This is a genomic window from Listeria sp. ILCC796 (assembly GCF_900186175.1).
Lineage (GTDB): Bacteria > Bacillota > Bacilli > Lactobacillales > Listeriaceae > Listeria > Listeria goaensis.
The window spans coordinates 493876-506699 of the sequence record NZ_FYBV01000001.1 but is presented as its reverse complement, the minus strand read 5'-3'; the positions used below and the strand labels follow the sequence as shown (position 1 = coordinate 506699).

At 40.0% G+C, this 12824-nt stretch carries 16 protein-coding genes; 14 read left to right on the top strand and 2 right to left on the bottom strand.

All coding sequences use genetic code 11. The annotated features are described in order from the left end of the window. The first annotated feature begins 22 nt into the window (after positions 1–22). The 11 genes from dnaJ (at position 23) to era (ending at position 9222) form a co-directional block, all read left to right on the top strand. Positions 23–1159, top strand: coding sequence for a molecular chaperone DnaJ (gene dnaJ / locus CFS04_RS02440; RefSeq protein ID WP_088809013.1), 1137 nt, complete (start codon positions 23–25; stop codon positions 1157–1159). Positions 1160–1229: 70 nt separating this feature from the next. Further along, positions 1230–2171, top strand: coding sequence for a 50S ribosomal protein L11 methyltransferase (prmA, locus tag CFS04_RS02435; RefSeq protein ID WP_088809012.1), 942 nt, complete (start codon positions 1230–1232; stop codon positions 2169–2171). A gap of 1 nt (position 2172) precedes the next feature. After that, positions 2173–2922, top strand: coding sequence for a 16S rRNA (uracil(1498)-N(3))-methyltransferase (locus CFS04_RS02430; protein ID WP_088809011.1), 750 nt, complete (start codon positions 2173–2175; stop codon positions 2920–2922). A gap of 194 nt (positions 2923–3116) precedes the next feature. Beyond that, positions 3117–3290 carry a 30S ribosomal protein S21 gene (gene rpsU / locus CFS04_RS02425; protein ID WP_003719762.1) on the top strand — a complete coding sequence of 58 codons (174 nt, stop codon included), beginning with the start codon at positions 3117–3119 and terminating at the stop codon, positions 3288–3290. 20 nt (positions 3291–3310) lie between these two features. Continuing rightward, positions 3311–3754, top strand: coding sequence for a GatB/YqeY domain-containing protein (locus CFS04_RS02420; RefSeq protein ID WP_088809010.1), 444 nt, complete (start codon positions 3311–3313; stop codon positions 3752–3754). Positions 3755–3908: 154 nt separating this feature from the next. Next, positions 3909–4865: a PhoH family protein gene (locus CFS04_RS02415; protein WP_088809009.1), complete on the top strand. Its 957-nt coding sequence runs from the start codon at positions 3909–3911 to the stop codon at positions 4863–4865. 20 nt (positions 4866–4885) lie between these two features. Then, a complete protein-coding gene (locus CFS04_RS02410) occupies positions 4886–7060 on the top strand; it encodes an HD family phosphohydrolase (protein ID WP_088809008.1) in 2175 nt (724 codons plus the stop codon). Further along, positions 7057–7533: an rRNA maturation RNase YbeY gene (gene ybeY, locus CFS04_RS02405; RefSeq protein ID WP_088809007.1), complete on the top strand. Its 477-nt coding sequence runs from the start codon at positions 7057–7059 to the stop codon at positions 7531–7533. Before CFS04_RS02410 ends, ybeY begins: the two co-directional genes overlap by 4 nt. Further along, positions 7511–7903 carry a diacylglycerol kinase family protein gene (locus CFS04_RS02400; protein WP_088809006.1) on the top strand — a complete coding sequence of 131 codons (393 nt, stop codon included), beginning with the start codon at positions 7511–7513 and terminating at the stop codon, positions 7901–7903. The genes ybeY and CFS04_RS02400 overlap by 23 nt, the downstream gene beginning before the upstream one ends. 19 nt (positions 7904–7922) lie before the next feature. Beyond that, positions 7923–8333 (top strand): cytidine deaminase, encoded by a 411-nt coding sequence (locus CFS04_RS02395; RefSeq protein ID WP_088809005.1) that lies wholly within the window; start codon positions 7923–7925, stop codon positions 8331–8333. Continuing rightward, positions 8317–9222 carry a GTPase Era gene (gene era / locus CFS04_RS02390; RefSeq protein WP_088809004.1) on the top strand — a complete coding sequence of 302 codons (906 nt, stop codon included), beginning with the start codon at positions 8317–8319 and terminating at the stop codon, positions 9220–9222. Before CFS04_RS02395 ends, era begins: the two co-directional genes overlap by 17 nt. A gap of 288 nt (positions 9223–9510) precedes the next feature. On the opposite strand, the gene CFS04_RS02385 is transcribed toward era, so the two are convergent. Then, positions 9511–9843, bottom strand: coding sequence for a hypothetical protein (locus CFS04_RS02385; protein ID WP_088809003.1), 333 nt, complete (start codon positions 9841–9843; stop codon positions 9511–9513). A gap of 71 nt (positions 9844–9914) precedes the next feature. Continuing rightward, complete coding sequence (locus tag CFS04_RS02380) at positions 9915–10514, bottom strand: DUF4352 domain-containing protein (protein WP_088809002.1); 600 nt, start codon at positions 10512–10514, stop codon at positions 9915–9917. Positions 10515–10727: 213 nt separating this feature from the next. On the opposite strand from CFS04_RS02380, the gene CFS04_RS02375 reads away from it, so the two are divergent. The 3 genes from CFS04_RS02375 to CFS04_RS02365 are packed head-to-tail and all read left to right on the top strand — an operon-like array spanning position 10728 to position 12821. After that, positions 10728–11024 (top strand): DUF3130 family protein, encoded by a 297-nt coding sequence (locus CFS04_RS02375; protein WP_088809001.1) that lies wholly within the window; start codon positions 10728–10730, stop codon positions 11022–11024. Continuing rightward, complete coding sequence (locus CFS04_RS02370) at positions 11021–11323, top strand: hypothetical protein (protein ID WP_088809000.1); 303 nt, start codon at positions 11021–11023, stop codon at positions 11321–11323. The genes CFS04_RS02375 and CFS04_RS02370 overlap by 4 nt, the downstream gene beginning before the upstream one ends. Further along, positions 11310–12821, top strand: a complete 1512-nt coding sequence (locus CFS04_RS02365; RefSeq protein ID WP_159457877.1) for a T7SS effector LXG polymorphic toxin — start codon at positions 11310–11312, stop codon at positions 12819–12821. Before CFS04_RS02370 ends, CFS04_RS02365 begins: the two co-directional genes overlap by 14 nt. Positions 12822–12824: the final 3 nt, after the last annotated feature.

Genomic DNA, 12824 nt, shown 5'->3' with positions numbered 1-12824 from the left:
TAATGAAAAGGAGTGATGGCGGATGGCCAAACGCGATTATTATGAAGTACTTGGCGTTTCAAAGAGCGCTACGGCAGATGAAATCAAAAAAGCATACCGGAAACTGTCCAAAAAGTACCATCCGGATATCAATAAAGAGAGTGGCGCTGATGAGAAGTTTAAAGAGATTTCTGAGGCGTATGAAGTATTAAGTGATGAAAACAAACGCGCGCAGTACGATCAGTATGGACACGTTGATCCAAATCAATTTGGCGGCGGCGGTGGCGGTTTCTCTGGCGGCTATTCGAGCGGAGGATTTTCAGGATTTGAAGACATCTTTGATACATTCTTCGGAGGCGGCGGTGCGCGTCAAGACCCAAATGCACCGCGCCAAGGAAATGATTTACAATATACAATGCGCTTAAAATTTAAAGAAGCAGTTTTTGGAAAAGAAGCTGAAATTGAAATTCCGCGTGAAGAAGAATGCGATACTTGTCATGGTTCAGGAGCAAAACCAGGCACACATCCTGAAAAATGTTCGCATTGTGACGGAAAAGGTTCCATTAATGTGGAGCAAAATACACCATTTGGAAGAATCGTGAATAAACGTACGTGTAGTTACTGTAATGGCACAGGAAAAGAAATTAAAGATAAATGTTCTACTTGTCACGGTACAGGTCGCGTGAAAAAGACGAAAAAAATCAAATTGAAAGTGCCTGCTGGTGTGAATGATGGGCAACAAATGCGTGTTGCTGGCGAAGGGGAAGCTGGTATTAACGGCGGACCAAGCGGCGATTTATTCGTAGTATTTGTCATTATTCCAGACGAATTTTTCGAACGAGATGGCGATGATATTTTTGTAGAAGTACCACTAACATTCGTTCAAGCAGCATTAGGCGACGAAATTGATGTGCCAACTGTTCATGGTAAAGTGCGTCTTAAAATTCCTGCGGGTACGCAAACAGGCACGACTTTCCGTATGCGAGGTAAAGGTGTTCCACATCTTCGCGGCAGCGGCACTGGCGACCAACATGTGTCCGTGAAAGTTATCGTACCGAAAAAACTCGATGATAAACAAAAAGACATTTTACGTGAGTTCGGGGCGACAATAGGCGATAAAGTTGATGAGCAAACATCAGGTTTCTTCGACAAAATGAAAAAAGCTTTTAAAGGCGATTAAAAGAGAACCGTATGTTGACTAAAAGTAGGTTTTTCAACATGCGGTTTTTTACATAGGAGGAGTGAAAAAAGTGGAGTGGTCTGAGGTTGAAATCCATACATTAAATGAAGCGGTAGAGGCGGTCGCCAATCAGTTGACGGAATACGGGGCGAGCGGTGTTTCGATTACAGATGCCAGTGATTTTCACCGGGAGCGTGAGGATAAATTTGGCGAAATTTACGCGTTGAGTGCGGCTGATTATCCCGATAACGGTGTAGTGATTAAGGCATATTTTTTAAAAACGGATGAATTTATTGCCCAGTTACCTGACATGGAGCAAGCCATTCGCGATTTAAAACAATTCGATATTCCACTAGGCGAGCTTAGCTTTCACGTCAATGATGTGGACGATGATGACTGGGCGACGGCTTGGAAAAAATATTATCACCCTGTTCAAATTACGGAAAAGGTGACAGTTTCACCAACGTGGGAAAACTATGTGGGCAGTCAAGACGAGATTGTCATTGAACTTGATCCGGGCATGGCTTTTGGAACGGGGACGCATCCGACGACACAGCTTTGTATGCGGGCACTTGAAACATATTTGCAGGAAGATGACACGGTGATTGATGTCGGAACGGGATCTGGTGTGCTTTCGATTTTATGCGCGAAACTAGGCGCGAAGGAAGTGCTGGCGATGGATTTAGATGAGGTCGCTGTGCGAGCGGCACAGGAGAATATTAATCAGAATCAAGTGGACGCTATTGTGACACTCAAACAAAACAACTTGCTCGAAGGTTTGAACGAGCGGGTCGACCTCATTGTGGCTAATATTTTAGCCGAAGTTATCTTGCTTTTCCCAGAAGATGTGTATCAAACATTAAAACCAGGCGGCACATTTATTGCTTCGGGGATTATTGCGGAAAAAGCGGAAGTTGTTCGTGAAGCGATTGTGAATGCTGGAATGACGATTGTTCAAACGGAAACGCAAGGGGACTGGGTCGCGATTATTGCGAAACGAGGCGAAGCATAAGATGCAACGTTATTTTACAAGCCAAAAAGTAGATATGACAAAACCTTTTTCGATTTCTGGCGATGATTTTCATCATATGTCGCGTGTTATGCGCATGAAAACGGGGGACCAAATTTACGTGGTAGATTGCAGTGAAACAGCTTTTGTTGCGGAGCTTACGAATTTAGTGGCAGATTCAGCCGAGCTTCGCGTACTAAAAAAGCTTGAGCAAAGTCCTGAGTTACCTGCGCAAATTTCGATTGCGAGTGGTTTGCCAAAAGGAGATAAGCTGGAACTGATTGTGCAAAAAGCGACGGAATTAGGTGCGCATGCATTTATTCCGTTTGCTGCGGAGCGTTCGATTACGAAGTGGGAAGCGAAAAAGATGCGTAAAAAGCTCGAACGCTTAGAAAAGATTGCCAAAGAAGCAGCGGAGCAATCGCACAGGACACATATTCCAAGCGTTTCTTTTTGTGAAAATTTAACGGCATTAATGGCGACTTTTGCAGATTATGATTATGTGCTTTGTGCGTATGAAGAAAGTGCGCGTGAACATGAAACGAAGACGCTCGTGGCGACTTTTGAAAAAATGCAACCTGGTGAGAGGCTGTTAGTTATTTTTGGTCCAGAAGGCGGCATGAGTGAAAATGAAGTAGCTCGGCTCGTAGAAGAAGACGCATCATTAGCTGGTCTAGGCCCGCGAATTTTACGAACTGAAACAGCGCCGTTCTATGTTTTGGCTGCGGCCTCGTATCATTTTGAGCTTCGTTAAGTAGTCATTGGGCTAATTTTTTAATAAAGTTAACGATTTCATGTTGACGCAAAAACAGGTTTCATATATAATTTTAAATGAGTGAATGCTTATCCTGTTATGCTTTCAGAGTTTTGCTAACAGTTCGCTAGCATTCTGAAGCCTTATAAGGACTTTCACTAGTCCATGTAAGTGTCGGAGGGAGGGAAAGAGAGATGTCAAAAACAGTAGTTCGTAAAAACGAATCGCTTGAAGATGCTCTTCGTCGCTTTAAACGTACTGTTTCTAAAAGTGGAACTTTGCAGGAATCTAGAAAGCGCGAATTTTATGAAAAACCAAGCGTAAAACGTAAGAAAAAATCAGAGGCAGCAAGAAAACGTAAATTCTAAAATTAAAGGCGATGATATCGTTGACACTGCTTGACAAATTGAATGAAGATATGAAGCAAGCGATGCGAAACAAAGAAAAAGAAAAACTTTCTGTTATCCGCATGTTAAAAGCTGCTTTACAAAATGAAGCGATTAATCAAGGTGGCACTCTTTCAGGAGATGATGAAATCACTGTTCTCGCTCGTGAAATGAAACAGCGTCGAGATTCTTTGTCTGAGTTTGAAAAAGCTGGGCGGGAAGATTTAGCTGAAAAAGTTCGCGCTGAAATTGTTATCGTGGAGCACTATTCTCCGAAACAATTGTCAGATGAAGAGCTTGAAGAAATTGTAAAAGTAACGATTGCAGAAGTTGGCGCCTCGTCAAAAGCCGATTTTGGTAAAGTGATGGGGAAAATCATGCCGAAAGTAAAAGGCAAAGCTGATGGAAATGCAGTGAATAACTTTGTTAAAAAATATCTTTCATAAAATGCTAAAAAGGCTAGCCTAATGACTAGCCTTTTTTTTGATGCTGAAACTATGTGCATGTTTAAATGATGGCGCATTGGTCTGAGTTTTTATTATGCGGCATTTTCGTGTATAATAGAAGTGAAATTTAGTTTAAACGATAAGGGGTTAAAGCATGCAAAATGAGTCCTACAATGAAATCATTGAATTAAATGAAATGACCGATGGACGCGATTTATTCGGCAATAATGACGCAAACATCGATATTTTAGAAGATTCCTTACAAGTTAAAATTGTAACGCGTGGGGGAGATGTTTCCATCACGGGGACCGAGGAAGCCGTTTTGCAAACAAAGCATGTGATTGCAGCTTTGATTGATGTGCTTAAAAATGGCGTGCATATAGACGGACGCGATGTGGCTCAAGCAATAAAAATGGAAAAAGGCGGAACACTTGAGTATTTCCCAACATTATTTGATGATGAAATCACGAAAAACGCACAAGGGAAACCAATTCGTCCCAAAACCTTTGGGCAGCGAAAATATATGCAAATGGTTCGGAAATATGACATTGTTTTTGGCGTCGGTCCAGCAGGAACAGGAAAAACTTATCTTGCTGTTGTTATGGCCGTTGATGCTTGGAAAAAAGGAAAGGTAAGTAAAATTATCTTAACCCGCCCAGCGGTTGAAGCAGGTGAGAGTCTGGGGTTTTTGCCGGGTGACTTAAAAGAAAAAGTCGATCCATATTTGCGCCCCGTTTATGATGCACTATACGATATTTTTGGCGTCGAACATACAACGCGTCTGATGGACCGTGGTGTCATCGAAATTGCGCCGCTCGCTTATATGCGTGGTCGGACGCTAGATAATGCGTTTGTCATTCTTGATGAGGCACAAAACACGACGATTGCACAAATGAAAATGTTCTTAACGCGACTTGGTTACGACTCGAAAATGATTGTGAATGGTGACATGACACAAATTGATTTACCGAAAGGCGCGGTGAGTGGCCTAGTCAATGCTGAACAAGTTTTAAGCGATGTAAAAAATATCGGTTTTGTTTATTTTGAGCATCACGATGTGGTCAGACATCCGCTTGTGGCAGAAATCATTAAAGCGTATGAGCGAATTTAGCCAAGAAAGGCTGTGATTAGGTGAAGCAAAAATGGCAAGATGTCTATAGCAAACACAAAGAAAAGCTTTTCATCCCATTATTTATCGCAGTTCTTTTTTTCGCATCCTATTTCTTACTTATTCAAGTTACGAAGCCAGAGTCCTATCAAGCGAAGCTGTTTTCGGTTTCTGAGAAAACCATTCGTTCCCCTCAAACCGTTGTGGATACGAAAAAAACAGAAGAGGAGAAACGGAAAGCAAGCGACGAAGTGGAGGATGTTTATGTTTACAATCGTGAAACAGCGGCGAATCAAGTTGCCTTCACGGAATCGATTTTTGATTATATAAACGAAGTAAGAACGGAAACTGCCGATGCCGAGAAAGAGGCGAAAGCGGAAGCTGAGTCGAACAATAAGCCGGTGCCAAAGCCAGTAACAGACGCTAATAAACTTAAATCTTTTAAGGAAAAACTCGTTGGGGATCATGCTGAAAATATAACAGAAAATGTGTCGGACGCAACGTTTATTAATCTTTTGAACGCCACGCAAGCCGATTTAAAAGCAACAGAGGACCAAGTTATTTCAGAAGTGAAGCGTGCCATGGACGACCGCATTCGCGAAAGCAATTTAAATACAAAGAAAATTCAAGCGCGTGATGCAATCGAATTGTCCGCTATGCCGTCCAATTATAAAACAAGCGCGAAATCGCTCGTTTCAAATGCCATCATTCCAAATGAAACGGTGGATAAAGAACAAACAAAAGCGCGTAAAAAAGAAGCCGCAGACAATGTCGTCCCTGAAAAGATATTACAAGGTCAAGTCATTGTTCAAGAAGGGCAAATTATTGATAGAGAAACATACCGACAACTGGAGTTACTCAATTTAATTGATCAGAAAATGCCAATCAAACAATATACAGGATATGCATTTTTAGTATTAGCACTCTTTCTTTTACTTTATTTTTATACGAAGAAAAGAAAATATCCACCTAAAAAACGCCGTCAAACTATCTTGATTTTTACGAGTGTCTATGTGACAACGCTTGTGTTCTTGCTTGTGATACGCTGGCTTGAAGGTGCGAATATCATGAATATTGCCTTTGTTTTTCCAGCCGCGTTTATGCCAATGGTGCTAAAAATTCTTTTAAACGAACGATTTGCTTTCTTTGGCGTTATTGTCGTTGCCATCACGAGCTTGTTCGTGTTTGAATCAGACACGACGAGCATTATGAATGTGCTGATGGTCGCTTTCATTCTTTTAAGCGGGTTAACAAGCGTTGTCGCACTCAAAGATTACAGCCGCCGCATCGCAATTTTCCAAACAGGCATGATTGTGGGCGCGCTGAACGTCGTCTATGCGCTTTTGCTTCTCGGAATTAATAATTCCACTCTTCTTAGTTTAAACGCCGTCCAAGTCATCTTTTACGCGTTTTTAGGTGGAATAGGTTCATTTATGTTAGGCTTGGCGCTCATTCCTTTATTTGAAACGCTGTTTGGTATTTTAACAACGAGCCGCCTCATTGAACTCGCGAATCCGAATCACCCACTGCTAAAGAAAATTTTGATGAAGGCGCCTGGAACGTATCATCATAGTATGATGGTCGCCAATCTAGCCGAAACATGTGCTGATGAAATTGGCGCGAATAGTTTATTAGTGCGAGTCGGCTGTTTCTATCATGATATTGGTAAAACTTTGCGCCCGCCGTATTTTGTGGAAAACCAATTGCAGGGCATTAATCCGCATGATAGGTTGACACCGAAGCAAAGTCGCGATATCATTTTAGCGCACACAACGGACGGGGCAGAAATTTTAAAGGAAAACCATATGCCACAGCCAATTATTGATATTGCACTGATGCATCACGGCACGACAATTTTGAAATATTTTTATGTAAAAGAAAAAGAAAACCATCCTGACGTAAGCGAAAGCGAATTCCGTTACAGCGGACCGAAGCCACAAACGAAGGAAATTGCGATTATTAATATTGCAGACAGTGTGGAAGCCGCTGTTCGATCCTGCGATGTGCCAACGAAAGAAAAAATAAGTACCATTATTGATGGCATTATTCGCGAACGCATTTTAGACGGTCAATTTACAGAATGCGATATTACGTTGCATGAAATTGAAACGATTCGTGACACCTTAAAACGGACGCTAAACGGGATTTACCATCAACGGATTCAATATCCAGATGATTCGAAAGGGGAAAAAGAATGAGTGATTTGGAACTAGACTTATTCGATGAAACAGAGCAAGTTTCAGAAAAAGAACAAGCTTTTATTCGCGATATTTTAAATTTTTCTGTGGATTATTTAAAACTAGAAGGCATGATTGAAATGTCAGTCACTTTAACCGATAATCCCCGCATTCAAGAGATAAACCGTGAATATCGCGGAAAAGATCAACCGACCGATGTGATTTCCTTTGCGCTCGAAGAACTCGGCGAAGATGAAATGGAAATCATGTCAGAAGAAGAGCTACCACGGAACATTGGTGACATCATCATCTCGATTGAACGCGCAAAAGAACAAGCTGACGAATACGGACATACTTTCGACCGTGAACTTGGATTTTTAGCCGTACATGGACTGCTCCACCTGCTCGGATACGACCATATCGAGCCAGAGGACGAAAAGGAAATGTTCGGACTTCAAAAAGAAATGTTGGATGCTTATGGGTTACAAAGATAGAAAATATCAGCGGAATCGCAATTTATTTGAGTCTTTTAAACATGCTTTTACGGGAGTAAAAACGGCAGCAGCCGAAGAGCGGAATATGCGAATTCACCTCTTAGTCGCACTTGTCGTCTTGATTGCCGCCTTCGCATTTTCAGTGACTAAAACCGAGTGGCTTATTCTCCTTGTCTGCATTTTCGTCGTCATTCTTCTTGAAATGGTAAACACCGCGATTGAACGGGCAGTCGATGCGATTACAACTGATTTTTCACCCGAAGCAAAAAAAGCAAAAGATGTTGCAGCAGGCGCCGTTTTAATTGCCGCAAGCATGTCTTTTATCATCGGACTTATCATTTTTATACCATACGTGTTAGCTATTTTTTAAAGAGATAGGAGTTTAAAGTATGAAAGAAAGTAATTTTGTTGAACTTGCAAAACGTGCGCGTGATTTTGCTTACGTCCCGTATTCCAAGTTTCCAGTAGGCGCTGCGCTTGTTACAGCAGATGATGAAGTCGTATTAGGTTGCAATATTGAAAATGCCTCATTTGGGCTAACCAATTGTGCGGAGCGAACCGCGATTTTTAAGGCTGTGTCAGAAGGGAAGACGAATTTTAAAAAACTGGTTGTTGTGGCGGATACAGACGGACCAGTTTCACCTTGCGGGGCATGTCGCCAAGTTATAAGTGAGTTTTGCGACAAGGACATGCCGGTTGTACTAACAAATTTAAAGGGCGATGCAGTTGAAGTAACCGTTGAAAAGTTGCTTCCTGGCGCCTTTACGAGTGGAGATATGGATAATGAGCGATACGTTTAAGTCTGGTTTTGTTGCGATTGTTGGGCGCCCGAATGTAGGAAAGTCCACGCTTTTAAACCAAATAATAGGTCAAAAAATTGCGATCATGAGTGATAAAGCGCAAACGACCCGAAACAAAGTGCAAGGGGTTTATACGGAGAGTGATGCGCAAGTAGTGTTTATCGACACGCCTGGTATTCACAAGCCCAAACATAAACTTGGTGATTTCATGGTCAAAGTGGCCTTAAATACATTTCGCGAAGTCGATTTAATTTATTTTGTTATCGATGCGGAAGCTGGCTTTGGCCGCGGCGACGAATTTATCATTGAGAAATTAAAAAATGTGGAAACACCTGTTTTCCTGCTTATCAATAAAATCGATTTAATTTCCAAAGAAAAATTAGTGGAGCTCATCGAAAAATATAAGGAGCTACTCGATTTTGCGGAAATTATTCCGATTTCAGCTTTAGAAGGAGACCAAGTGCCAAATCTACTAGCTGAAACGAAAAATTACTTAGATGAAGGTCCGATGTACTATCCAAAAGACCAAATCACTGACCACCCAGAGCGTTTCATCATCTCAGAACTTATCCGTGAGCAAGTGCTTCAATTAACACGTGAAGAAGTGCCGCATTCGGTGGCGGTCGTAATCGAAGGCATCGAAAAAAATCCGAAAACGGAGAAGCTTACAATCATGGCCACAATTATTGTCGAACGCAGCACGCAAAAAGGCATTATTATCGGCAAACAAGGCCAAATGCTCAAACAAATCGGCATGCGCGCAAGAAAAGAAATCGAACTTTTAATGGGTTCCAAAGTATTTTTAGAAGTTTGGGTAAAAGTCCAAAAAAATTGGCGTGACAAAGAGCATTATTTACAGGATTATGGTTTTAATCAAGATGAATATTAATAGAAAATCGTAAATAAAAACACAAAAGCGTATGGCTTCCTAAACTTTTAGGAGAAGCACCATTCACTTTTGTGTTTTTTCAGTTATTAGATTTAAAAAGTCTTTACGATTATTAATCTTGGAGAATTCAGTTATGCACATTGTCAGAGAGTATCAATTCATTTATGTACTCTTTCGCTTCTTCTAAAGAGACATGTGGTTGGTACTCACAAACTTTTTGAACTGCTTTTATTGTACTTTTTCTAAAAATTAAATATGAAATTTCAGTTTCCTGTTCTTTAGACAAAGCTATTTTTTTATTGTTGACTCTTCAAAAGCATGGGGGAGGGGCACTTTAGAAAGATCCGACATACTTAAATTATCCACATATTTTTTTGCAGTCGCTATTGACACCCCAGGTTGCCAATCCATAATCATCTTTACCGCTAAAATTTTGTTTTGCCGATAAATCAAATCCAATACTTCCATTTTCTGTGGCTCTGTTAAATTAATCATTACTGAATCTGTCGTTGTCTCTTGTTTTTGGCGTTTAAAACTGTTTTTGATTGCAATCGCCACTATTACGAAAAATGTAAAAAATACTACTATAGTCACACTTATGCCTATTGTCATGGCTAACATGTTTTCTCTCTCCTTGTTGTAAAAATTCAAATGCACTAAGCTCTATAATCTATACAAGAAACCAAACTCTTTTAGTTCCAAATTAAATTATCGTACTCCATTTCAAGAAAACCATCATCACCTAAATACTCGTAATAAATCGAAAAACTCACTGTCTTCCCAGGCTCAATCTTTTCATGAAAGTAATCTTTTTTTTCTATTTCTGCGTAGTCAGCCGCATCATATTGGAACAAATAAAAATCTTTAGCGGACACATAAATCGGTTCTTTACCATCGTTGCGCATTTTGACATCAACTTTATAGTATTTATCAATTCCACGCTCATCAACTTCATACGTCGTAGGCTGCTTAACAAGCACCGTCGCATCCTCACTAGATTTCCCCTCATCACCAAAAGAGAGCTCCATATAATCTTCATCACTATAATCATCTGTGTAACCTTCATTATAATCACTTGAGATTTCTGTATCATTAGACGTATTCTGCTCGCTCACATAATAAATAAACGCGCTAAGTCCAATCAGGCAGCTAATTAGAAAAATAGCACCGCCAATGCTCGTAAATAAAATCCCCATAAGCTTCTTTTTCTTTAAAAGTAAGAGTGCGACACCCGTAATGGTGGCGGCAAACGAAATCAAGCAAACAAATCCAATGACAATCGAATAAATCATATGCGCGTCTCCTTTTTTTATACTACTAATATTGTACCATCTCCGCACAATTTAGAGAACTATAAATACACCAAAAAACCTGCCAAAACAAACTAGGCTAATTTTGTTGTAATATATTTAAATTGTTAATAGATTTATAGTCAATAAGAATGTTTGCCAGAATCCATAGACTCCACATAGGCTTCATGCTATAATTTTCACGAGGTGAAACAAATGGGAAAACAAATTAAACTGCCAAGTAATAGGCTTTCAGAGCACGCGACAGACATTTCTAAGCATTCAGCTGAGTTAAAATTAACTCTATCGTCGCCTTTGTCCTATTCAACTGGTTCGGCTCAAAGCCTTCAGTACAGTTTGACAGAAATTTCAGAGGGACTTACAGGTTTTCAAAACGCAATTCAAAAAGAAGCAAAGAATTTGAAAGAGATTGAGCGAGCAATGGAGGAAAATGAACACAAACTTGCAAAAATGATTGCATCAACGCTAAAGCAAGTGGGTGAGCATTTATGAAAAAAATAGACTATGAAGAAGCTTTATACCAAAAGCATCTTCAGAAAAATCGTATGGAATGGGTAAATGAGGATATTGAGCGATTAGGACAACTACAACTTGAGATTGTCAATCTTGCAAAAGCAGGATGGCGAGGACAAGCCGCCAACGAATTCTGTATTGAATTGGAGGAGACCGCAGAGCAAGAGTGGGGGAGTCTCAAGCAGGTGAGCAAATCTTTGGAAGAAGAGCTAGAAAACGAAAGAGCAAAACTACATATTGCACAACAAAAAGGGAATGAAGACAATGGCAAGGATTGATATTGCAGAAGTGAAGCATATGTGCGACCAGTTTCAAAGAGAAGCCAATCGAATGAAAAACGTGCTAGATGGTCTAAAAAAAGATGTCACCCAATTGATTGAGGACAATGATCTTCAGGGACAAATGGCGGACAGTGCTAAAAGTTACTACCAGGATATTATTTTAGTCCTTGTCAAAAAAGGAAAAAATGTTTTGGATGAAGGGATGGAAAAGGTGAAGAAATATATAGCCGATTTCCACGACCAAGTAGACCCTTCTGGTAATGCACGATTAGACTCAGAAGTATTATATGAGATGGAAATTCAAATTGCAAACTATCAATATATGATGGAGAATATTCTTGTAGAAATGAAAATGGTTGGGGGCATTGATGCATTACCCCAGCAATTTAAACAGTTAGATAAGTGTACAAGTGCGATGAGTACCATCAACAAGAAAATAGATATTTTACGCAAATTTGAAACCTTTGAAGCTAGTCATCAAGATACATTAAATGAAGTTTTAACTGATTTATATTACGTTAAACAAGGTTTAGAAGATGTACAAAGTGGTCGCTTTTTCAAAGGGAAAAGTCATTCTTACGAAGTCAATTCAAAAGTCACTTGGCTCAGTCATTTAAAAGAAAAAGATAACAAAATGAAAACCGATTATGATTGGGACTCGTTTGAAAAACATAAAGATAATAATGGCTTCTGGATGCTTTCAAAAAAGGGTTTGTCTTATAAAGAACGGCTAGAAATTTCCTCTATCTACAACGGCTTAATTATAAACGGCAAACTTAAAAGTCCTGATGAAATGGAGCAAGAAGAATCCGAAGAAATGACCAAAATAATGGCAGATACGATTTGGGCAGCTTGGGCAGATCAGCTCCAAGATGGTAGTGGCAACAACTTAGATAACGTGCAAAAAATGTCGATTACGATTGGAAGCTCAATTGGGCTTGCCTCACTACTTTGGGTTGGCAAAACAGGTAGTAAAGGTGTTAAAATTAATTCTGCTGAACTGACAAAATTAAAAAATATGCAGAAAACAATGGAAGGCAGTACATATTCGGTTAATAAACCCACAAGTGTACTTCAAAGTCAACTAGTTCGAGATTATATTCGAGATATTGAAACGCGGACCGGGCGAGGTATCCCTAAGAATCAAGTGGATTTATTGAAAGAGGCTCTGCGGGTTAAGGAATATACAGCTTTAAGTAAAGCTGAGACGGCCACTCACAGAAAAGAATTTAACAGAGTAAAAAATGATATTATAGAAGAATGGGAATTAAATACAGGACAGAAGTGGCCTACTTATGATGAACCAGTTTATTCAGCGAATGGGAATTTGATAAAAAAGGTTGGGTATAAGTACGACGCTCATCATATTATTGAAAATGGTTTTGGGGGAGATAATAAGTGGTGGAACATACATCCAGCAAAAGCCTTTGATGAACATCAAGGCGGTATCCATGGAAGTAATGCACCATCAAAAGATATATTTAAGAGGGAGTGAGTT

Coding starts and splice junctions, on each gene's coding strand:
- CFS04_RS02380 (WP_088809002.1), bottom strand. CDS start 10,514: ATGATTTATTCGATTGTCATTGGATTTGTTTGCTTGATTTCGTTTGCC.
- CFS04_RS02365 (WP_159457877.1), top strand. CDS start 11,310: ATGGCAAGGATTGATATTGCAGAAGTGAAGCATATGTGCGACCAGTTT.
- CFS04_RS02375 (WP_088809001.1), top strand. CDS start 10,728: ATGGGAAAACAAATTAAACTGCCAAGTAATAGGCTTTCAGAGCACGCG.
- ybeY (WP_088809007.1), top strand. CDS start 7,057: ATGAGTGATTTGGAACTAGACTTATTCGATGAAACAGAGCAAGTTTCA.
- CFS04_RS02430 (WP_088809011.1), top strand. CDS start 2,173: ATGCAACGTTATTTTACAAGCCAAAAAGTAGATATGACAAAACCTTTT.
- era (WP_088809004.1), top strand. CDS start 8,317: ATGAGCGATACGTTTAAGTCTGGTTTTGTTGCGATTGTTGGGCGCCCG.
- CFS04_RS02395 (WP_088809005.1), top strand. CDS start 7,923: ATGAAAGAAAGTAATTTTGTTGAACTTGCAAAACGTGCGCGTGATTTT.
- dnaJ (WP_088809013.1), top strand. CDS start 23: ATGGCCAAACGCGATTATTATGAAGTACTTGGCGTTTCAAAGAGCGCT.
- rpsU (WP_003719762.1), top strand. CDS start 3,117: ATGTCAAAAACAGTAGTTCGTAAAAACGAATCGCTTGAAGATGCTCTT.
- CFS04_RS02415 (WP_088809009.1), top strand. CDS start 3,909: ATGCAAAATGAGTCCTACAATGAAATCATTGAATTAAATGAAATGACC.
- CFS04_RS02400 (WP_088809006.1), top strand. CDS start 7,511: ATGCTTATGGGTTACAAAGATAGAAAATATCAGCGGAATCGCAATTTA.
- CFS04_RS02385 (WP_088809003.1), bottom strand. CDS start 9,843: ATGTTAGCCATGACAATAGGCATAAGTGTGACTATAGTAGTATTTTTT.
- CFS04_RS02370 (WP_088809000.1), top strand. CDS start 11,021: ATGAAAAAAATAGACTATGAAGAAGCTTTATACCAAAAGCATCTTCAG.